This window comes from Xenorhabdus hominickii (assembly GCF_002632725.1).
Taxonomy (GTDB): Bacteria; Pseudomonadota; Gammaproteobacteria; order Enterobacterales; family Enterobacteriaceae; genus Xenorhabdus; species Xenorhabdus hominickii.
The window spans coordinates 235998-261100 of sequence record NZ_NJAI01000004.1; the positions used below are offsets into that span (position 1 = coordinate 235998).

Below are 25103 nucleotides of genomic sequence, written 5' to 3' on the forward strand. Positions count from 1 at the left end.
AACTTCATCATGCTCAATGAAACAACAAAAAATATCGACGTAACGTGATTATTGCATTATTTTATCGATTATTGTCTTTCAATCATAAATTTTCAGTATAAAACTCCACCCTCAATAAAGACCATTCATCATTTCTTGCACATTATTGACATTAATGAAAATCGATCACCCTCTTTTTTCAGCATCAAAGTGTCAGATGGTCTGAATTATCATAAAAGGGAAATGAGTATGTCATACGACCATGATCGCACTACAGAAATTGTCTTATCACTTGATAGCAGCAACTCTCTAGTCTCATATCCTCTCAGCTCTCCTCAACAGGTCATCTGGTTTGATCAAATCATCCGGCCCGATTCTTCTAACTACAATATTGGTTTTTTTCTCTGCATTGAAGGAGCATTGGATGAAGCCTTATTCACCCGTGCCTTTGACGCTGTTGTTTGTCGCCATGATGCAATGCGTTTATACTTCATCAACACCTTGGGATTACCGCAGCAGGAGGTAGCTAAGAGACCTAACGCATCTATGGTCATACACGATTTCTCACCATATCCAGATGCAGAAACCCAAGCCAGACAATATATCGATGCTATGTTTATGCATCAGTTCCACTTGGACAGCAACTTGTGGTGTTCTGAATTGCTACGGGTAAGCGATACACGCAGATATTGGTTGTTTTGTTGCCATCATTTGATCAGTGATGGTATCAGTACGAACCTTCTCATTACAGATTCTATTGACGCTTATAATTGTCTGCTAAAAGGTGAAACATTCTACGAGCCAGCCCCTTCTTACCTTGATTTCGTTGCGGACGACCTGAATTATCTGGCTTCTAAACGTTACTCATACGATTTACAGTTCTGGTTCACACGCTATCAAAATCTGCCCCCTCCATTAATACAACCAAAAACCCCCAACCAAAGCTCCCCTTCTGAATCAACCAAGCCAATTTGTTGGTTAATAGACAAAGCGCTTTTTAAACGTATCGAAAAGACCATGGCCGAACAGGGATTATCTGTTCTGAATTTTATGTATACCGCTCTGGTAAGTTATTTCACGCGTGTGTCAGATACAAATGAAATTGTCATTGGTGTTCCCATGCACAATCGCAAAAATGCCCGACAAAAACGCACAATGGGGATGTTCACGTCCGTTATTCCGGTCGGTGTGACCCTTTCACCAGGTGACACATTTCTTGATGTTATACACAAAGCTGAAACAGAATTGAACCGTTGCTATAAACACCAACGCTTGCCCCTTACAGAGATAAACCGACATACGCGGATCCAGCAGAAAACAGGGCGTACCCAACTCTTTGATGTCACCTTGTCATTTGAACCGTTTAAATCCAATCTGCATATAGAAGGCCTTAATATCAGTAAGGTAGAAACACATCGTGGGAAGCTATATCCCCTTTTGGTCGCGATCAAACAACACATATATACTGCCCCTGAAGAAGACGAATACCAACCCACCACGATTGAGTTCATTTATTCTACCGACTATCTGAGTACCGAAGAAGTCATCGCTATCCAGTCCCGTCTTGCTGTTTTGATCGAGGCTGCCCTCACTAATCTGGATACACCGATAGTCGATTTACCCATCTTGCCAGAATCCGAGCGCCAACAAGTATTAACCAATTTCAACGCCACTCCGTCCTCTCAAAACACGGGAGCCGACTTCCCGCAACATGCACTGATCCATCAACTGTTCGAAGCGCAGGTACAACGCACTCCTGATGCCATAGCCGTGGTCTTTGAAGAGCAGTCACTCAGCTATGATGAACTCAATCGCCGCGCCAATCGGCTGGCCCATCATCTGATTGCACTGGGAGTAAATCCTGACGATCGGATAGCCATTTGCGTTGAACGAAGTCTGGAGATGGTGGTCGGTTTATTGGGTATTCTGAAAGCCGGTGGGGCCTATGTTCCGCTCGATCCGGCTTATCCGACCGAACGACTGGCCTATATGCTTAACGATGCAGCCCCCATTGCTCTGCTTACGCAACATACTCTCATCGAAAAACTGAATTGCCCTGTGCCGACTCTGCTGCTGGATAATATCGGGCTTTATCACGAAGAGCCGGGCAGTCATCCTAAGATCCACGCAGGCGATCTGACACCACATCATCTGGCCTATGTCATTTATACTTCCGGCTCGACCGGTCAACCGAAAGGGGTAATGGTCGAACACACCAATGTCACTCATTTGCTGGCCGCCACACAAGATCGGTTTCAGTTCAACAATAAGGATGTCTGGACATTGTTCCACTCTTTCGCTTTCGATTTTTCGGTATGGGAATTGTGGGGTGCTCTGATTTACGGTGGTCGGCTGGTTGTGGTTTCGTTCGATTGCGCTCGTTCACCGCAGATGTTCTATTCCCTGCTGTGCCGTGAGCAGGTAACGATACTGAATCAAACACCCAGTGCTTTTCGCCAATTGATCCCCGCTCAGGATGCTAACTCACACACTCTGCGTTGTATCATCTTCGGGGGTGAAACCTTGGAGTTGCATACACTCGCCCCGTGGATTGTCCGTAATCCCATCCAACAAACCCGTCTGGTCAATATGTACGGCATTACTGAAAGCACTGTTCATGCCACGTATTGTGAACTTGCGGGATCTGACATTATGTCAGGATGTCGCAGCCCGATTGGTCAACCGTTGCCCGATCTGCGTACCTACCTCCTCGACGTTCACAGTCAGCCTGTTCCGATTGGTGTCATTGGTGAACTTCATATCGCTGGTGCGGGAATTGCTCGTGGCTACCTTAATCGCCCAGAACTGACAGCGGAACGTTTTCTGCCCGATCCCTTTTCGTCAGATCCGGACACTCGCATGTATAAAACCGGCGATCTGGCCCGCTGGTTGCCTGACGGCCACCTTGAGTACGTTGGCCGTAACGATTTTCAGGTCAAGTTACGGGGGTTTCGCATTGAATTGGGCGAAATTGAAGCTCAACTCACGCAGTGCTTCGGTGTGCGCGATGCAGTGGTACTGGTTCACACGGAAGAAACGGAAAAAAAACGGCTGGTGGCTTATTTGCTCACCGAATCCAATGCAAAACCTGAACCAACGACACTGCGCAAGCAGCTCACGCCGTATCTGCCCGAGTACATGCTGCCCAGCGCCTTCGTGATTCTGGACACCTTCCCATTGACGCCCAATGGCAAACTTGATCGTCAAGCCCTGCCTTTACCGGATCATACATCGGTTGTAACACACAGCTATGAAGCTCCTGAGGGGGAAATAGAAACCACCTTAGCCCAGCTTTGGCAAGCATTACTGGGAATAGAACGTATTGGCCGCTATGACCACTTTTTCGAACTCGGCGGACATTCTCTGATGATGGTCAACTTGGCCGAACAACTGCGCAGATTGGGCTGGTCTCTTGATATCCGCACCTTATTCGCCACACCAATACTAACTGACATGGTGAAAACAATATTAACGGAGCAGGACAACTCGACCAATTTCACTGCACCACCCAATCTCATTCCCGACGGCTGTACCACCATCACACCTGATATGTTGCCCCTGATATCCCTATCGCAAAGTGAAATTGATACCATTGCCGCCGCTACGCCTGATGGTGCCGCTAATATTCAGGATATCTATCCGCTCGTGCCATTACAGGAAGGCATTCTGTTCCATCATCTATTGCAAACACAGGGAGACATGTATCTATTGCACAGTATGTTTGCCTTCGACACCCGTGCACACCTTGATACTTTCCTGTCTACCTTACAGCAGTTGATTGATCACCACGATATTCTGCGCACGGCCGTCTACTGGCAAGGACTAAGCCAGCCTGTTCAGGTTGTCTGGCGCCGAGCGTCTTTGCACATCAACACCTTTGTGCCGTCAGGTGAACTGGATGTTCCGACTCAATTGCTGGCTCACATCGATCCGAACCAACGATGCCTCGATGTGAATCAGGCACCGCTCTTTTCCGTTGATATCGCCCGTGATCCGCAACAAAACGAATGGTTGCTGGCCCTGAGCTTCCACCATCTGATCAGTGATCATCTGACACTTGAGCTTTTCATCGCAGAAATCAGCGAACAGATGCACAATTATGTTAAGAACCATCATGTCGAAAACCATCGTGCCAAACCCTTACCCCCAGCTCTGCCTTACCGTCACTTTGTCGCTCAAACCCTGAGTGTGCCGGAATCAGTCCATGAAGCCTACTTCCACGAATTGCTCGCCGACGTAGAAGTACCAACCTCGCCTTTTGGAATACGGGAGCTTCTTAACGAAGCTAAACAGGTGATGGAGGCCACCCAGCGGCTACCTCCCACACTGGCCAAGGCAATCCACACAGAGGCACGTCATCAGGGAGTCAGTCCCAGTGTGTTATTTCACGTCGCATGGGCGCAGGTACTGGCACACACCAGCGGTCAGAATGATATTGTTTTCGGGACAGTTCTGCTCGGCCGCATGCAGGGGGGGGCTGGTATCAATCGGGTACTCGGCCTGTTTATCAACACCCTGCCCGTGCGGATCTCGCTGTCAGGAAACAGTGCGCAAACAATCGTGCAAGCAGCCCATTACAGCTTGACGCAGCTACTGGAGCACGAGCAGGCATCTCTGACGCTGGCACAACGTTGTAGCGGTATTGCACCGCCCCTGCCACTCTTCTGTACCCTGCTCAACTATCGTCATAGCCAAGAATATCGTCATAATCGAGCGGGCGTTCGCTCCCTATGGAAAGGCATACGTCTGCTCACAACGCAGGAGAGGACAAATTATCCGATCAGCTTATCCGTGGATGATTTAGGCGAAAGTTTCCATTTGACTACCCAAGCCGCAAAGGGCATTGATCCGGTTCGCCTGAATGCTTATATGATCACCGCTCTGGAAGGTCTGGTCATGGCGCTGAAAACCCTCTCCCAAATGCCAATCTTGAACATTTCTATTCTGCCCACCGCCGAGCGCCAGCAGTTGTTGGTCGAATTCAATGCCACACAGGCCGACTTCCCGCAACATATGTTGATTCATCAATCACTCGTTCATAAACAGTTCGAAGCACAAGTACAACGTAACCCTGATGCCATTGCCGTCGTCTTCGAAGCCCATTCTCTGAGTTATAGGGAACTGAACCAACGCGCCAATCGACTCGCTCATCATTTGATATCACTGGGGGTACACCCTGATGATCACGTGGCGATTTGTGTCGAACGCAGTCTGGAAATGGTAGTCGGACTGCTGGGTATTCTCAAAGCCGGCGGAGCTTATGTACCGCTCGATCCGGCTTATCCTCCCCAACGACTGATGTATATGCTCAACGATGCGACTCCCGTTGCTCTGATCACTCACACGGGGTTAGTCAACATTCTGGGCAACAACGTCATATCTATGCTTGCTATACCTGTGCTAATACTCGATTCCCCCGGTTCACCGGTAACAGAGCAACCGAGCCACAATCCCGATAGCCAATCGCTGGGATTAATGTCTCACCACCTTGCCTGTGTAATTTACACCTCCGGCTCGACAGGACAACCGAAAGGCGTGATGGTTGAACATCGAAATATATTTCGCCTTATCATCAATAATGGCTTTGCCGATATTGGCCCCGATGACTGTATTGCACATTGTGCCAGTGCTTCATTTGATGCAGCGACTTGGGAAATATGGGCAGGTTTAGTTCATGGGGCACGCATATTGTTGATCCCAGAGAAGACGTTATTGGAGCCGGCTTCTTTTGGTCAGTGTTTGTCCTCAGAGGGCGTCAGTGCGTTATTTCTCACCACCGCATTGTTCAATCAATACGTAAACAGTATCGCATCCTCATTATCAGGGTTACGTTATCTTCTCTTTGGTGGTGAACAAGCCGATATCCGCCCTGTGATCCAATTGAGGAAGAATTATCCGCCCACACATCTGTTGCATATGTATGGGCCAACAGAAACAACCACATTTGCCTCTGCCTATGAAGTACCGTTATCTGCCGGAAAATATGGAAAAATACCTATTGGCCGCCCGATTGCCAACAGGCAAATTTATATTTTGGATACACAAGAACAGCCGGTTCCCCTCGGTGTCACGGGCGAAATTTATATCGCCGGCGACGGTGTTACCCGCGGTTACTTAAATCGTCCCGATTTGACGGCAGAGCGTTTTTTACCCGATCCGTTCTCCAATATGCCAGCAGCCCGCATGTACAGAACCGGCGATTTGGGCTGCTGGCTGGCTGACGGTAATATTGAATACCTTGGTCGCAATGATTTTCAGGTCAAACTACGCGGTTTCCGGATTGAGTTAGGGGAAATTGAAACCAAATTGATGCAATGCTACGGTGTACGCGAAGCGGTAGTCATTGTCCGTGAAAATAAGGCAAATCAGCAGCATCTGGTTGCCTATTTACTCGCCGAACCCAATACGGAACTCAAGCCCGCAAAACTACGGCAACAACTGGTGCGACACCTTGCCGAATATATGATCCCCAGCGCTTTTGTGACCCTCGATAGCTTCCCGCTGACGCCTAACGGTAAACTCGACCGACAGGCACTGTCAGCACCGGATCAGACTGCGTTCGTGACCAGCGGCTACGCTGATCCCATCAATAACATGGAGATGACACTGGCCGAAATCTGGCAAACGTTATTGGGAGTGGAAAAGGTCGGGCGTTATGATCATTTCTTTGAGTTAGGAGGTCATTCCCTACTCGCAATTCAGCTTTCTGCTCGTGTTCGTCAGAAGCTGGCTCGGGAAATGCCCTTACAGCAACTGTTTACACATCCTATTTTGGCTGATTTGGCTGTTGTAATCACTGACGCGTCAAAGATAGATTCCACTCTCATTCCTGTCGCCGAACGCAGCCAACCGATACCGCTCGCGTTAGCCCAGCAACGCCTGTGGTTCCTCGCCCAGCTCGATCCCGCATCCAGTCTGGCCTACCACACTGTAGTGGTCCTTCGCCTGAACGGACATCTTGACCTTAATGCATTCACCACCGCACTTGACCGACTCGTCGCCCGACATGAAATTCTGCGTACCCACTTTATCCTGATTGATGAACACCCCTGCCAACAGATTGCGCCTGCTGATTGCGGCTTTGCCCTGAACTATCAAGATCTGCGTTCATTAACTGCCACTGAACAACAATATCGCCTTACCGGACTGATGGAACACGACAGATCGACTCCTTTTGATTTCGCTCACAACCCTCTGATCCGAGGACAATTGTTGCAACTGGCAGATGAAGAACATATTTTACTTTTTACCCAGCATCACATTATCTCCGACGGCTGGTCGTCGAGAATTTTGTTCCGCGAACTGGGGGCGTTCTACCGTATGACACTTGAGGGACTGGAAGATCCCTTACCACCTCTGCCTATTCAATATGCTGACTATGCTGTCTGGCAACGTGAATGGCTGCGGGATGAGATCCTCACGGCACAACGTGATTACTGGCGAATGCAGCTTCAGGGCATACCGGGGTTGCTGAAACTGCCCACCGACTATCCCCGTCCACCAGAGCAACGTTATATCGGCAGTCAGGTGCCCGTTCATTTGGATATTAATACCATGACCGCCATCAAAGCACTTGGGAAGCGTCAGGGTACAACATTATTTATGACCCTCTTGGCAGCTTGGGCTGTCGTACTTGCCCGTATGAGTGGGCAAAACGATATCGTTATCGGAACTCCTGTGGCCAATCGCCACCATAGAGAGTTAGAGGACTTGATCGGATTTTTTGTCAATACCCTGCCATTACGTATCGAACTAGCGTCTTGCAACACTGTGACGGAATTGCTTGCCCACATCCGCGAACGAACACTGGCCGCCTATGACCATCAAGATTTGCCTTTTGAACAGGTTGTGGATGCTCTGCAACCAATCCGCAGTCTGAGCTACAGCCCAATTTTTCAGGTCATGTTGGCTCTGGATAACACTCCCCTCCAGCCCGTTGAATTATCGGGTTTATCCGTATCTCTGATTGAACAAACACAACTCAGAACACATTTTGACTTGAAGCTGTCACTCACTGAAACCGCAGAGGATCTACACGGCCATCTGGAATATTCCGTCGATCTGTTCGATCACGCAACAATTGAACGCATGGTGGGTTATTTCACTCATCTGCTAACGGCCATGGCAACTGATGAAATGCAAACCATTCATCATCTGTCTATGCTACCTGCTACTGAACGCCAACATTTACTGGTCGATTTCAACGCTCCCCAAACCACTCAAAACAACGGGGCCGATTTCCCGCAAGAAGTCTTGATCCATCAACTGTTCGAAGCGCAGGTACAACGTACACCAGAGTCCATTGCCGTTATTTTCGGGGAACAGTCACTGAGTTATCGTGAATTGAACCAACGAGCTAATCGTCTGGCCCATCACCTGATTGCACAAGGTGTACGTCCTGATGATCGGATTGCACTTTGCACCGAACGCAGTTTGGATATGATGGTGGGTTTATTGGGTATTCTGAAAGCCGGCGCGGCCTACATTCCGCTCGATCCGGCCTACCCTGCCGAACGGCTGGCCTATATGCTCAATGATGCCAAACCCGTACTTTTACTCACTCAAACGGGCTTGATTGATATAGCGGACTGCCATATCCCCGCAATCATGCTTGATGATTTAGAACCACTCATGCCGGCTTCTGCGCCCATACACGATCCTGATATTCAGGCACTGGGTCTGACTTCACATCATCTGGCTTATGTGATTTACACCTCTGGCTCTACGGGACAGCCCAAAGGAGTGATGGTGGAACATCGCGGCGTGTGTAACTACCTGCAATGGGCACTGGATTATGGCCTTACTGAACAGCAACAAGATGGTATCGTTTCATCACCGTTAGCCTTTGATGCCACCATCACCAGTCTTTATCTGCCTTTACTGTGTGGTGGCAAGCTTCGCCTGCTCCATGATGGGCAAGAACTCGCTGAACTACTTCCCGCTTTGTTATCAATGGATTCGGGGGCACTGGTGAAAATAACACCTAGCCATCTCTCCGCAATGGGGCTGGCATTAAAAGCAACGGGACAACCATGCCCGGCACATTGCTTTGTCGTGGCTGGCGATACATTGCCCCATTCTACTGTGGCACTCTGGCGCGAGTTATCGCCTGAATCACGTATCATCAACGAGTACGGCCCCACCGAAACCGTGGTTGGTTGTACGATATTTGATACCAATCACCCGAGCCGTTTTGTTGATAGCGTTCCGATTGGTCAACCCATCGCCAATACTCAAATTTATATTCTCGACGCCGGTGGTCAGCCTGCTCCGCTTGGTGTTAAAGGAGAAATCCATATCGGCGGTGTCGGTGTTGCCCGTGGCTATCTGAATCGCCCTGAACTCACGGCAGAACGATTCCTACCCGATCCGTTTGCCTCAGACCCGAACGTCCGCATGTACAAAACCGGCGATCTGGCCCGTTGGCTCCCCGACGGTAATATCGAATATTTGGGGCGCAATGATTTTCAGGTCAAGCTACGGGGCTTCCGTATTGAACTCGGCGAAATCGAAGCCCGCCTCAATCAATGTCGCGGAGTGCGCGAAGCCATCGTGCTGGCATGTGAAGGCATTGTGATAACAAGTGAAGATACAGTGATAGCACGTGAAAACATTGACCACAAAAATACGCCGGATGAAAAACGGCTGGTGGCGTATCTGCTAACCGATCCGGGTGTAGTGTTAGTACCAACCGAATTACGCCAACAACTGGTGCCATATCTACCTGAATATATGTTACCCAGCGCCTTTGTGACGCTTGATGCCTTTCCGTTAACTCCAAATGGCAAACTCGACCGCCAAGCCTTACCACTGCCTGATCAGGCGTCAGTCGTAATACGTGACTATGAGCCGCCGGTTGGTGAACTCGAAACTACCCTAGCCGAAATTTGGCAAGCATTACTGGGATTGGAACACATTGGACGCCATGACCAATTTTTCGAACTTGGCGGGCATTCGTTAATGATAGTAAGTTTGATCGAAAAAATACGCAGATTGGGTTGGACTCTTGATATCCGAACCGTATTTGCCAAACCTGTACTGGCCGAGATGGCGCAAGCCATTCTGACAAAACAAAACAACGCGACTACGTTTATCGTGCCCCCCAACCGTATTCCCGATGGCTGTAATGCTATCACACCGGAAATGCTGACCTTGATCTCTCTGTCGCAAAGCGAGATTGATACCATTGCAGCCACTCTCCCCAATGGTGCAGCCAATATTCAGGATATCTATCCACTCGTCCCCTTACAGGAAGGCATCCTGTTTCACTCACTGTTACAGGCGCAAGGGGATACGTATCTATTGCGTAACGTGCTCGCCTTCGATAACCGCGCATACCTCGATAATTTCCTGTCCGCTTTGCAACAGGTCATTGATCGTCACGACATTTTGCGCACAGCTATCTGTTGGCAAGGATTAAATCAGCCAGCTCAGGTCGTCTGGCGCCAAGCGTCTTTACCCATCAACACCTTTACGCCAAGCGATATTTTTATGCCAAATAGTGAAAAGGATGTCCTATCACAATTACTGGCTCATACTGATCCGAACCAACGTCGTCTCGATTTAAATCAGGCTCCGCTTTTCTCCGTCGATATTGCTTATGATCCACAGCTCGACGAATGGTTACTGGTTCTGTGCTTCCACCATCTGGTTAGTGATCATATGACGCTGGAGCTTCTCATCGCAGAAATCAGCGAACTACTGCATAACCACAATACTCACTTATCCACCGCACAGCCTTATCGTAACTTTGTCGCCCAAACGCTGAGTGTGCCAGCTTCAACCCATGAAGCCTACTTTCGTGAAATACTCGTCGGTATGGATAAACCGACGGCTCCCTTTGATGTGCTGGATGTTCGCAGCGAGGGAAAACAAATAACGGAAGCCTCACAACCACTGGCTCCCGCACTGGCCACAGCAATACGGATACAGGCGCGTACTCAGGGGGTTAGCCCCAGCGTGCTGTTCCATGTCGCGTGGGCGCAAGTACTGGCGAAACTCTGCGGGCAGAATGATGTGGTATTCGGAACTGTTCTACAGGGGAGAATGCAAGGCTGTGCCAGCAACGAGCGGGTACTGGGTTTGTTTATCAATACCCTGCCCATGCGGTTTTCGTTGGCAGAAAACAGCGTACAGACAATTGTTCAAACAACTCACCACAACTTGACGCAACTGCTGGGACATGAGCAGGCTCCGTTATCACTGGCACAGCAATGTAGCGGGATAGCGACAAACCTCGCGCTTTTCAGTACATTGCTCAACTATCGCCATGATCAACCGGAGCACACGCGTATTCAGTGGGAAGGCATACGACTGCTGACAGTGCAGGAAAGAACCAACTATCCCATCAGTTTGTCCGTGAATGATTTGAGTGAAGAATTCCATTTGGTGACTCAAGCCGTGACAGGCATTGATCCGGCCCGTCTGAACGCCTATATGACCACCGCTCTCACAAGTCTGGTTAACGCGTTAGAAACCGCCCCCAAAACGCCGATCATGAACATATCTATTCTGCCTGCTACTGAATACCAACAGATGCTGGTCGATTTCAACACCACACAGGCCGATTTCCCCCAAGACGCCTTGATTCACCAATTATTCGAAGCGCAGGTACAGCGCAACCCAGATGCTATTGCAGTGATCTTTAAAAACCAATCGCTGAGTTATCACGAATTGAATTATCGCGCCAATCAGCTAGCTCACTACTTGATTGCATTGGGTGTACAGCCTGATGATCGCGTAGCACTTTGTGCCGAACGCAGTCCGGCGATGGTGGTAGGTTTGCTTGCGATCCTTAAGGCAGGCGGGGCTTATGTGCCTCTCGACCCGACTTATCCCACAAAACGTCTGGCGTATATGCTAAATGATGCGGCACCCATTGCCTTGCTTGTTCAAAAAAATCTTGTTGATCGGCTAGCCAGCTCCGTGCCTACCGTGCTGATTGAGGCAGTATTCCCCGACACTCAAGAGCCAGCCGTTTCTCATTTATCAGCCATAAAGGCGCAACCCACTCACAATCCAGATAGGCAGGCATTAGGGCTAACATCACGCCATCTGGCTTACGTGATTTACACCTCTGGCTCTACGGGACAGCCCAAAGGTGTCATGGTCGAACATCGCAATGTCGTTTGTCTCATCACCAATAATGGCTTTGCCGATATTAGTCCCGAGGACTGTATTGCCCACTGTGCCAATATTTCATTTGATGCCACGACTTGGGAGGTGTGGGCTGGCTTAATTCATGGTGCCCGCATTCTGTTGATCCCAGAAAAAACCTTACTGGAGCCCACTACTTTTGGTCAGTGTTTATCATCGGAAGGAGTGAGTGCATTATTCCTCACCACCGCCCTGTTCAATCAATATGCAAGTTTGATTGCTTCATCATTATCAGGCTTACGTTATGTGCTTTTCGGTGGAGAGCAGGCTGATATCCGCCCGGTGATCCAATTGAGAAGCAATTTTCCACCCACACACTTGTTGCAGGTCTATGGCCCAACGGAAGCAACTACCTTCGCTACAGCGTATGAAGTTCCATTAACGGCTGGCGAAGGTGGGAAAATTCCCATCGGCAGTCCGATCGCCAATACCCGGATTTATATTCTGGATGCACAAAGCCAACCGGTTCCCTTCGGTGTTGCAGGTGAAATTCATATCGCTGGGGCGGGGGTTGCCCGTGGTTATCTGAACCATCCTGAACTTACTGCCGAGTGCTTCCTCACTGATCCATTTGCCTCCGATCCAAACACTCGCATGTACAAAACCGGCGACCTCGGCCGTTGGCGGCCCGATGGTAATATCGAATACCTCGGCCGCAATGATTTTCAGGTCAAACTACGCGGTTTTCGTATTGAGCCGGGAGAAATCGAGATGCGCCTCACTCAGTGTCACGGAGTGTGCGAAGCACTGGTTCTCGTCCGTGAAGACGAGCCTAACCAGAAACGTTTGGTCGCTTATGTGCAACCTCAATCTGGTATTGAGCTGGTTCCCGCTGAACTGCGTCAGCAACTTGCGTTACATCTTGCCGAGTATATGCTACCCAGCGCTTTTATCATGCTTGAGAAATTCCCGCTGACACCCAATGGCAAAATCGACCGTCAGGCACTGCCAGCACCGAATCAGACGGCAATCGTCACTCATGGATATGAATCCCCGATCGGTGAAATCGAAACGACATTGGCCCAGATTTGGCAGACATTGTTAGGGCTGGAGCACGTTGGTCGCCATGATCATTTCTTTGAGCTGGGTGGACATTCGCTGATGATAATCAGCCTGATCGAACGACTGCGCAACCAAAGATTGGCGCTGAGCATTCGTACCGTGTTTGACACTCCGGTACTGGCCGGTATGGCGCAAGCCATCCTGGCAGAACAAGACAGCACGGCCACGTTTATTGTGCCACCTAATCGCATTCCAGACGGTTGCACCGCTATCACGCCAGACATGTTAACGCTGATCACCCTAAGCCAACGCGAAATTGATGCCATTACCGCCACCATTCCCAACGGTGCCGCTAACATTCAGGATATTTACCCACTTGCTCCGTTACAGGAAGGTATCCTGTTCCATCACAGCTTGCAGACACAGGGCGATACGTATCTATTGTACAGTTTACTCGCTTTCGATACCCGCGAGCGTCTTGATACCTTTTTGACTGCCTTACAACAGATCATTAACCGCCATGATATTTTGCGCACGTCGGTCTGCTGGTTGGGACTGAGTCAGCCTGTGCAGGTTGTCTGGCGTCAAGCTTCCCTGCGTATCAACACGTTTGTGCCATCCAGTGAAGAGGATGCTCCGGCTCAATTGCTAGCTCACATCGATCCGAATCAGCACTGTATTGATATGACTCAGGCACCACTCTTAACCGCAGATATTGCCCATGATGCCAAGCAAAGCGAATGGTTGCTGGCTCTGCGTTCTCACCATCTGATCTGTGACCATCTGACGCAGGATCTTATCGTCGTTGAAATCAACGAACTCCTGTATCAACGAGTTAAGAGTCATTTTTTTGAAAAAAAATATGTTAAGAACCAGCGTACCGAGCACCTGCCTCCGGCACTGCCTTACCGTAACTTTATTGCCCAGACCCTGCATGTTCCGGCATCAGCCCACGAAGCCTACTTTCGTGAAATGCTCACCGGTATAAATGTTCCCACTGCTCCCTTTGGAATGTTGGATATCTATCGTGGGGACAGGCAGATTACAGAAGACAGAAAGTCACTGGATGCAACTTTGGCCAGTACAATCCGCACACAGACCCGCCATCAGGGCGTCAGCCCCAGTGTGTTGTTCCATGTCGCGTGGGCACTGGTGTTGGCAAAACTCAGCGGGCAGGAGGATGTGGTATTCGGCACCATCTTATTGGGACGAATGCGAGAAAACGCTGGTATTGACAGGGGATTGGGTTTGTTTATCAATACCCTGCCCATCCGGATTTCATTGGCAGGGCTTGATGCTCAAAACGTGATTCAAACCACCTTCCGTCATCTCATTACCTTGCTTGAACACGAACAAGCACCGTTGGCACTGGCACAGCGTTGTAGCAGTGTGCCTCCTTCTCTGCCACTGTTCAATGCATTGTTAAACTATCGCCATATCCAATCGGAGGAAATAATTTTCACATGGGAAGGCATACGCTGGTTGGCAGGACATGAACGTTCCCACTATCCCATCGATTTATCCGTGGATGATTTGGGTGAAGGATTCCGCTTGATTGCCCAAACAGTGGAAAGCATCGAACCGGATCGTCTGAACGCTTATATGACCACGGCTCTCACAGGTCTGGTTAACGCATTAGAAACCAAATCCCAACAACCAATTCTGAACCTATCCATTATTCCTGCCTGCGAGCGTCAGCAGATATTGGTGGAATTCAATACCACTCACGCCTCTCAAAACACGGAAGTCGTCTTCCCGCAACAGGCTTTGGTTCATCAACTTTTCGAGGCTCAGGCGACACACCATCCCGAAGCTACCGCTGTGGTTTGTGGAGAACAAGCACTGAGTTATGGAGAACTGAATCGCCGTGCCAATGGTCTGGCGCATTATTTGATCGCACAGGGGGTTCGTCCGGATGATCACGTGGCAATTTGTGTCGAACACAATGTGGAAATGGTGGTAGGTTTACTCGCTATCCTTAAGTCAGGAGGCGCTTATGTGCCTCTGGACCCGACCTATCCAGCCGAACGGTTAGCTTATATGCTTAATGATGTAACCCCCGTGATACTCCTTATTCAATCTGCCCAAGTTGATATATTAGCTGGCTCAGTGCCTACATCTATGTTTACATCTGTGCCGACAATAATACTCGATAATCTCGACGTAACGCTGGCTGAACAACCGAACCACAACCCGGAAGTACAAACGCTGACTTCCCATCATTTGGCTTATGTGAGCTACACGGCCAACTCCACCGGACAACCCAAAGGCGTAATGAGCATCCATCAAGCCCTATGCAATCACTTATTATGGTTTGTCCACGATATTGTAACACCACCGTTGGTAGCGGCGTTGCAAACCCACATCAGTTTCATCGATTCAATAACCGGAGCACTGGGCGTTTTATCAGCCGGTGGCAAATTGGTGGTTCTCGATGAGCATCACGTCAAAGATATGACTTATTTCAGTTCGGGGTTGTACCGCACCAATGTTAACTACCTAATGGTTGTACCTTCGCTATTGAAACTCCTCATGCAGGGTGATGGCCTGGAATCAATCAAAACTTTAGTTTGCAGTGGGGAAAAACTGGCACCAGAGTTAGCCCGGCAAGTGATGATAAAATATCCAGAAATTCGTTTGTTGAATTTCTACGGTGCGCCCGAAATCAGCGGTAATGCAATTTGGTATGAATACCGCTCCGCGGCCGATGTACCGGATGTTTCAATGATTGGCCGGCCACTGCCAAATATTCAAGCCTATATTCTCGACGCACATAAACAGCCTGTTCCTCTGAGCGTCATAGGAGAAATTTATATTGCTGGTGTCGGCGTTGCTCGTGGTTATCTGAATCGTCCGGAACTGACAGCCGAACGTTTCCTTGCTGATCCTTTCAGCACCGAACCAGACGCTCGCATGTATAAAACGGGTGATCTGGGACGCTGGCATTCCGATGGAAATATTGAGTATTTGGGGCACAATGACGTTCAGATCAAACTACATGGTCTCTGTATCGAACCGGGTGAAATAGAAACCCATCTCACCCAATGCCACGGGGTGAGCGAAGCCGTGGTACTCGCTCGCGAAGACCTGTCCGGTGAAAAACGTCTGGTAGCCTATCTGCTCTCTAAACCAAACGCTGTACTGAAACCAACCGAATTGCGTCAACAGCTCGCGCTACATCTTGCTGACTATATGATCCCCAGCGCTTTTATGATACTCGATGTTTTCCCACTGACACCCAATGGTAAACTCGACTATCAGGCACTGCCGGCGCCGGATCAATCTGCAATAATGACACGCCGTTATGCCGCCCCAGAGGGTGAAATCGAAACCGAACTGGTCAAAATTTGGCAAGCATTACTGGGATTGGATCGTATTGGCCGCCATGATAATTTCTTCGAGCTGGGGGGACATTCATTGATAGCAATACGGTTGCTGACTTGTATGCAGAAACAAAATATGGAAGTTTCGTTGGCGATGTTGTTTTCTCACCCAATTCTGAGCGAACTGGCTTTAGCCGTGAATAAACGCACTTTCCATGGACGTACTTTTCATGGACGTATCTTTCATGAACGGACAGGCCAATCCGTCTCCGTTTTCGATGGTAATCCTGTGCCATTAAGCCCAGCGGGAAACTTACCTCCCCTGTTCTGCATTCCAGGCGCTGGTGCTAGCGCTTCCAGCCTGCTTGAGTTTGCCCTGTCGTTCCCGTCACATCTGAGCATTTATGCTTTGCAGGCTCGCGGACTGATAGATCCCCTGCGCCCACCGCATACCAGCGTTGAAGGAGCCGCCCGTGATTATATTAGAGCGATACGCCAAATACAGCCCAAAGGCCCTTATCACGTATTGGGACACTCTTTCGGAGGCAAGATTGCTTTCGAGATAGCCCTACAACTACAGGCACAAGGAGAACAGGTCGCAGATCTGATCCTCATTGATACCACAGCGCCCGATCCGCAAGATTGTGCGCCTAAATCGTTCAATTATACCGGAACACTGCTCGAGTTAATTAAAATCTACAACATGTTACTTGACCAACCACTGCCACTCACGAGGCAAGATTTTGAAGGTCAGAAACACAGTGAACAACTCCGGTATCTGCACCAAGCCCTGATACGCACCGGACTTTTCACAGCCAATTCACCGATATCCATGTTGCAGGGGATCGTCCAAGTCATGCAAGCCAATCTGAATACGTGCTATACGCCTCGTGACCGTTATCAAGGTCTTGTCCATTTGATCAATGCAAAAGAGGGGAATAAGGAAGAAACTGAAATTAATTCCACCCGATGGCAAACACATGTGGTTCAGCTAAGCACGATGCTGGTGGAAGGAAACCATATGACCATGTTGTCCATACCTAACGTCAAACCCTTTGTCGATGTGCTATGGCAAAAATTGAGTTATACGAAAAAGTAAAAAATAACACGCCATGAGGCATGGCCGTTCAAGGGAATGCCTCATGTTAACAATCTGTATTAAGTTACCAATATCACCAATGTACCATAAACAACCAGTCTGCCATTTTCCAATTTTAGACAATAATCAGCCAAGTGAAGCAGTTATCATCGTGAGTGATACCAATAAGCACCTTGCCACATGCGGCCAACACAGACAACTTACAATTGATTTAGAGCCTATCTCAGTAGGCCCTTAGTGTACATTTTTATGTAAGACGATATTTATTATTCGCTAATTTCCATCTGTGACTTTCCGCCGGATTTAGCTCCATATCTCCCGAACTCATATCAACAAAGCCGATGTTAGAAAAAACCTGTTGCACATCACCGAGCGGCATTATTATCAACCGGCCTCCTCTGTTTAGCTCTTTTGATTTATTTACCACATGTTCTATCAATAGAATACCACCATCTTTGAGACCGCAATGTGTTGCTAACACAACGATTTCAGGAGATTCAGAAGATTCAGAAGATTCAGAAGATTCAGAAGATTCAGAAGATTCAGAAGATTCAGAAGATGATAATGTATAAGACAATATCAAAACACCAACAGGAGCACTTCTAAAATAAGCGATAAAACAGTGATATTTTTTATCAGTATTGTATTTGATATCTTGTAATATATTCAGCCCCATTCCAAACATATCCACAACACAATAGCAGCGGTTATTCCATTTTACCTGCTCTTCATCCAAGGTTTCATTTTTACCGGGTATATATTCCCAGCCATCTTTTTTTATTTTCGTTTTCATTCCATTAATAATAATTAATGCTTTTGATGGAGAAACTTCCCTTATATTTAGAGATAGTCTATCCATAATATTAAACGATATATGGGGGCTAGATTCCCATCGGGTTAACGTATCAGGAGTATATGGCTTATTGATATTAAAAGATTTTGATCTTGATTTCATATCATTCTCCTCTGATTATCAATTTGAAAGATAGGGGCGGTAACCAATATAAAATACCTCTTAATACATTATTAAAATACGTTGTTCTGGATCTTGCTATGGGTATCATGGCACCTCCCAAAATAACAATATGTGAAAGTAGCAATATATGAAAACAACAATATCCAACAATTTATTCAGAGGAGTAACTGAAGTTAATTTATCATTTCCTCCTGAGTTCCCCGTTGTTCTCGGTATTTCCGCATACGCCATAACACCTCTAATATGATAAACCATATTGGTGTACCATATAATGCAATGCGGGTATCATAATCAAATACCATGATCACTACTGTAAAGGCAAAAAACATTAAGGTACACCATGTCATGGGAATGCCCATCGGCATTTTATAAATTGATGTTTTATGCAAGTCAGGGCGTTTCTTTCGGTAAGCCAGATAAGCAAGCAGTATCATACACCAACTATAAATCACCATGATCGCCGCCACGGTAGAAACAATCGTAAATAATTTCATAACATTGGGAATGATAAACAGCAGAAATACGCCACTTGCCATACAGATAACAGAGAATATCAAGCTAAATGTGGGTACCGCACTTTGTATCGAAAGTTTCCCGAATTTACTGTGGGCCAATTTTTCCGTAGACAGGCCATAAAGCATTCTGGTACAGGCATATAACCCACTGTTCGCTGACGACATCGCCGAAGTCAGTGCCACGAAATTTATCACCGCTGCTGCTGCCGGTAATCCGGCCAGTGCAAACAATGTCACAAATGGGCTGACTTCCGGTGAAATATGCGGCCATGAAGTAACAGCAATAATACACATCATGGAAAATACATAAAAAATAATGATCCTGATGGGAATACTATTGATGGCTTTCGGCAAGATTTTTTCCGGCTCTTTGGTTTCAGCCGTCACCGTACCAACCAGCTCAATCCCCGTAAAAGAGAAGATAGCTATCTGAAAACCGGCAAAAAAACCAAATACCCCGTTAGGCAGGAATACTTCGGGCTCCGTCAAATGACGCACAGAAGCTGTCACGCCATTGGGTGAGGTCCATCCCACAAAAACCATGCCAATACCGACGATAATCAAGGCAACGATGGCGACCACTTTAATCATGGCAAACCAGAATTCCGTTTCACCAAATAGCCGTACTGAAAAAAAATTACATAAACACATTAATCCTAAGATAAACAGTGCCGTCAGCCAAAGTGAGCTATCTGGAAACCAATACTGAATATAACCGCCGCAGACCACTACATCCGCAATGCAACTCACAACCCAACTCATCCAATAAGTCCAGCCCAAAAAATAGCTGGCCTTATCCCCGAGATAATCCGCCACAAAATCAGCAAATGTTCGGTAATCCAGTTTACTGAGCAACAGTTCCCCCATTGCCCGCATCACCATGAAGGCGAAAAAACCAATCAACAGATAAGTCAGAATAATGGATGTGCCTGATACTGCTATTGTTTTCCCCGTCCCCATAAACAGCCCGGTACCAATGGCACCACCAATTGCGATCAACTGAATATGACGTTTACCTAATCCACGGTGAAGTTTCTGCGCACCAGTGGATTGCTCCACGGGTGTTTTTAATGACCTCGTCATCAATACCTCCACGATTTTGTTTTTATATGAATTGGTTATATGAATTAGTTATGTTAATTGCGTCAGCAATAAACCCGCCCGCAACCCAATGGCAACATGGGCATTAGGGAATAGAATAAAGTTTGCAGGAGACGTGATTTTCCAAGATTGATTATCCTGACTGGCAATCTCGAAACCGTCCGATAACACAGTAAAGTTTTTCGTATCTTCGGGTATATGAAGCTGAAAACTATTATGTTGTTTGATAATGGCATCAACCACACGATAGCGTTTGATGGCTGGTTTATTTCGTTTGATTGAAAACGAACCGGCGATCAAATCCCGCAGAGCTGCCGTAATATTGCTGAACCTAGCCAGATCGTTCCGGCCAAACGGCAGGGCTTTACCAATTTCCATCGTACAACTGTCTACGTTGAAATGTTCACTGGTAAAGTTACTGAATGTGCCTCCCACCGTATTGTGGAATACCACAGCGTCAATATCGCTATCTTCCAGCCATTGTAAAAAGTCCGCAGCATACTCACGTGTCTGGTATGGCAACAGAGCAAACTGCTCATGGCAGGAGCCGCGGATCGCAGTATGAAGATCAAGGTGCCTGTGTTTCTCGGATGCCATGACCGCTGGTTCACTGAAGAATTGATGGATAACGGCTTCCAGCTCTCTGGCGCGGTTTGATTCATTCCCTACGGGAAAATGCTGATGGCGACCGCCAAACATACGATTGAGATCATGCCCGATATACCGCTGGCCCTCACGCATAGCGGGTAAGTTACCGAAAATCAGCAACAGGTTATGCTGTAACGGTAGGCTTCCCTGCGCCAGTTGTGACAACAATTGGATTAACATTTCCACCGGCGCTGTTTCATTGCCATGTATTCCGGCTGAAATAATCAACGTATCGATTTTTTCCTCTTGAGGGCTTCCTTGAGGAAATAGCTGCAATACTCCCTCTGCCAACCACGATGGTTTAATTGTTGGCGGAAAACGCAAAGTCTCTTCCAGTTTGTTTTCAAGCAGTAATGTCAGTAAATCCATTTTATCTCCTGATTAACGCTGAAACTCATAGATAGAACCGAGCTTGAGGATCTGCGTCAGTTCATCAAGAGCAAAATAGATTTCGCTGAGCAACTGCAGGTCAGCGAGATCAGCCACGTACAGAGAATCACGATAATGACGCTCTACCCAAGTTGTCAGACGCTGATACAATGCAGGCGTCATTAAGGTAGCCTGATTCACCGCCGCCAACTCTTGTTCGTTCAAAACAACCCGAAGCCGAAGACAGGCAGGCCCTCCGCCATTACGCATACTTTCCCGCAGGTCAAAAAAGTGGAGTTTGTTAATGGGTGAGTTTTCCTTTGCCAGCAACTCTTGCAAGTAGGCTGAAACGTTATGATTCTGGCGACACTCTTCCGGTAAAATCAGCATCATGCTGCCATCAGGTTTGCTCAATAATTGGCTGTTAAACAGATAGGAGCCGACCACATCCTGAATGGAAACCTGCTCTGTCGGCACTTCAAGCGCAATCAATGCTTGACCGAGTTGCGCCAGTTTTTCGCCAAGCTCAGTCAGTACCGACTGCGAGTTTAAAAAAGCCAGTTGATGATAGAAAAGAACATTACGGTTGCTGACGGCAATCACATCGTTGTGAAACACGCCGCTATCAATGGCAACGGGATTCTGTTGAGCAAATACCGTCCGTGTTTCTTCTAACTGATGCAGGCGAGCGACTGCCTGACTGGCCTCCAGTGTCTGTCGTGCAGGATAGCGTTTGGGTGCTTCACTTTCTTGCAATGCTTTGCGGCCATAGACAAAAAGCTGGACACCCGCTTCACCATACTCACCACAAAAGCGGTTATGATTCGCTGCACCTTCATCCCCCCAATCCGCATGTTGCGGTAAAGGATCATGATGAACAAAGCAGCTCTGATCAGCAAAAGTTGCTTTCAACGCTCGTGAAGTCGTGACACTTTCCAGTGAACGGTGCAGCTTGTTATTTAAGTTTGCCACGGTGAAATGGACACGTTGATCAGCACTGTCCGCTGATGGTGAAACTGTTGCAGCATTGGCTGTCCACATAGAAGAAGCCGAACTGAGATTGGACAGCAGCAGTGGGGAATATTGCGCTGCTTTGCTTAATACCTGCTCATCACTACCGGTAAACCCAAGCTGTCGCAATGCAGGAAGATTGGGGCGTTGCTGTGGGGGTAAAACCCCCTGCACCAGCCCCATATCAGACAGAGCCTTCATTTTCATCAATCCCTGAAGAGCGGCTTTGCGGGGATTAGATTCTTGCCCCCGATGATTCATGGAAGCCTCATTACCCATTGACAGCCCAGCATAATGATGAGTCATTCCCACTAAACCATCAAAATTTGCTTCAATTCCCGACATAGTCACCTCTGACATCCTATTTATTAGTGGATAAATTAAGACTGAAAAAATTCAAGCCCCGGCGCTGGGGTTTCCGGCAAAACCACATTATCTGCCATCAAGGAAGCCATCGGCCAAGCGCAATAATCCGCGGCATAATAAGCACTGGGGCGGTGATTCCCTGATGCACCAATGCCCCCGAACGGCGCTTTGCTGGATGCGCCCGTCAATGGCTTATTCCAATTCACAATCCCTGCTCTTGCCTCCTGCAATAACCGCTGGAACAAGGAGGCATCAGGAGAAATCAAACCAGACGCCAGCCCAAACCGCGTATCATTCGCAATGGCAATCGCTTCATCGAAAGTGTTATAGCGCCTCAAAGTCAACAAAGGGCCAAAATATTCTTCATCAGGAATGTCTTTGACATCCGTCAAGTCAATAATGCCGGGTGTCATAAACGTTGAACGAGGATCAGACTGCACTAAAGTGAGCAGGGAAACGCCACCCAATTCCAGCAACTTGGACTGGGCTTCCAGCAGTGTTTTTGCCGCCGCTAAAGAGATAACGCCGCCCATAAAAGGCTGTGGTTCGGCATTCCAATGCGCTGGCGTAATTTGGCCTACAGCATCAAGTAGCCGTTGGATCAACTCATCCCCTTTCTGTCCTTGTTTCACCAATAACCGGCGGGCACACGTACAACGCTGTCCTGCAGAGATAAATGCGGATTGAATAATGGTGTAAACTGCCGCGTCAATATCATCATAATCGTCCACGATCAGAGCGTTGTTACCGCCCATCTCCAGCGCCAGCATTTTTTCTGGTTGGCCTGCCAGTACACGGTGGAAGTGGAACCCTGTCGCGGCACTGCCGGTAAACAGCACGCCATCAATTTCACGACTATCCAGCAACGCACCGCCGGTTTCCTTATCCCCCTGAACCAAATTCAGCACACCGACCGGCAATCCCGCCTTAACCCATAATTCCACTGTTTTTTCTGCCGTCATCGGCGTCAATTCACTGGGCTTGAATACCAATGTATTGCCGGCAATCAGCGCAGGAACAATATGTCCGTTCGGTAAGTGGCCGGGGAAATTATAGGGACCGAAGACGGCCATCACGCCGTGAGGACGATGCTGCAATACGGCCTTACCATCTGGCATCGGCATTTCAGAATAACCAGTCCGTTGTTCCCATGCTTCAATGGAAATGGCGACTTTGCCAATCATTGACTGAACTTCTGTCCGTGTTTCCCATAATGGCTTACTGGTTTCTTCGCTGATCACACAGGCGATGTTTTCTTTTTCCTGTGCCAGCAAATCAGCAAATGCCTGAATAATTGCAATTCGCTTTTCAACCGCCAGTCTAGACCACTCTGGAAACACCTTACGGGCAGCTTGGCAAGCGTCATTCACCTGATGGGCAGACGCACCATTAGCCTGCCATAAAATTTGCTGATCAACAGGGGAATATTTGATGACCGGCAGGCCCTGCCCTGCTACCCACTCACCGCCAATGTAATTTGCTTGATGATTCATTGTGAAAACCTTTAATTGTGAAAACGATTAAGAGAGAAGAGACACAAAGCGTACCGAATCGCCATCGTCCACATGGAGCGCATCCATCTCTGCGGGAGTGAGATACAGTTCATCGCCCTCCGGAGAATGGGGAATGTTCAAGAGTAGTGCCTTAAATTCCTGAAAATGCAGGTTAGAAACAATGCACGGTATGCCATCTGGTGGTCGGAAAATATCTGCACGTTTTTTGACATGCATAACTCTGCTGGCTTTGACTGTGCGTACATTGTCAATTTCCGCGTCCAAGATGGCGCCCGCATCAAAAATATCGCCCCCGCCGTGATAAGCGAAGCCTTCTTTTTCCAGAATAGTGCGAGCAGGAACTGTATTTTCATGCACCTGACCGATAGCCTGACGGGCCAACTCCGGCAATATCGGGACATAAATCGGGTAGAATGGCATTAATTCCGCAATAAAGGTTTTTCTGCCAATTCCGGTTAAATAATCAGCCTGCTGAAAAGGAACATTGAAAAAATGTTGCCCCAGCGCATTCCAAAACGGAGATTCGCCCTGTTTATCCACAACTCCGCGCATTTCCGCAAAAATGGATTTAGGGAAGAGATGCCGGAATGCGGCAATAAACAGAAAACGACTTCTGGAAAGAAAAATACCATTGCGTCCCCCTTGGTAACCGGGGTCAAGGAATAGCGTACACAGCTCACTGGAACCGGTATAATCCTGCCCGACAATCAGCGTCTCAAATGAGTTGTAAACGCCCAATTCACGGGAGGCACGTACTGACTTCTGCACGCGGAAATTGTAAAAAGGCTCCTCCAGCCCGACAGCAACTTCCAGCGCGCTGACACCAACAACACGATGCTTTTCCGTGTCCTCCAAGGTAAATAAAAACCCTTGTTGTGCTCGTCCCCTTTCATCGTTGAAAGAATCAATACTGCGTGAAATCCGTGCTGCCAGATATTCCTGATTGTTTGGTAACGTCGTCAGGCCAACGCCAGCACGGGACGAAAGATTGAGGATATCCTCTAAATCTTCATGTTGAACGGATCTAAATAGCATCATGGTATC

General features: G+C 48.0%; 7 protein-coding genes. 1 reads left to right on the forward strand and 6 read right to left on the reverse strand.

The window, feature by feature from the left end; all coding sequences use genetic code 11:
• Positions 1-228: 228 nt before the first annotated feature.
• Positions 229-17559 (forward strand): non-ribosomal peptide synthetase, encoded by a 17331-nt coding sequence (locus Xhom_RS13670; RefSeq protein ID WP_099139770.1) that lies wholly within the window; start codon positions 229-231, stop codon positions 17557-17559.
• Positions 17560-17806: 247 nt separating this feature from the next.
• On the opposite strand, the gene Xhom_RS13675 is transcribed toward Xhom_RS13670, so the two are convergent.
• From Xhom_RS13675 to astA, 6 genes are all read right to left on the reverse strand, one after another.
• On the reverse strand, positions 17807-18514 hold the full coding sequence (locus Xhom_RS13675) for a hypothetical protein (RefSeq protein WP_069315191.1): 708 nt from the start codon (positions 18512-18514) through the stop codon (positions 17807-17809).
• A gap of 194 nt (positions 18515-18708) precedes the next feature.
• Positions 18709-20133 carry an amino acid permease gene (locus Xhom_RS13680; protein WP_069315190.1) on the reverse strand — a complete coding sequence of 475 codons (1425 nt, stop codon included), beginning with the start codon at positions 20131-20133 and terminating at the stop codon, positions 18709-18711.
• Positions 20134-20181: 48 nt separating this feature from the next.
• Positions 20182-21168, reverse strand: coding sequence for a succinylglutamate desuccinylase (gene astE / locus Xhom_RS13685; protein ID WP_069315189.1), 987 nt, complete (start codon positions 21166-21168; stop codon positions 20182-20184).
• Between the two features lie 12 nt (positions 21169-21180).
• A complete protein-coding gene (gene astB, locus Xhom_RS13690) occupies positions 21181-22524 on the reverse strand; it encodes an N-succinylarginine dihydrolase (protein WP_069315188.1) in 1344 nt (447 codons plus the stop codon).
• Between the two features lie 35 nt (positions 22525-22559).
• Positions 22560-24038, reverse strand: coding sequence for a succinylglutamate-semialdehyde dehydrogenase (gene astD / locus Xhom_RS13695; RefSeq protein WP_069315187.1), 1479 nt, complete (start codon positions 24036-24038; stop codon positions 22560-22562).
• A gap of 27 nt (positions 24039-24065) precedes the next feature.
• Entirely contained in the window at positions 24066-25097 is a 1032-nt protein-coding gene (gene astA / locus Xhom_RS13700; protein WP_099139772.1) for an arginine N-succinyltransferase, read from the reverse strand.
• Positions 25098-25103 lie beyond the last annotated feature (6 nt).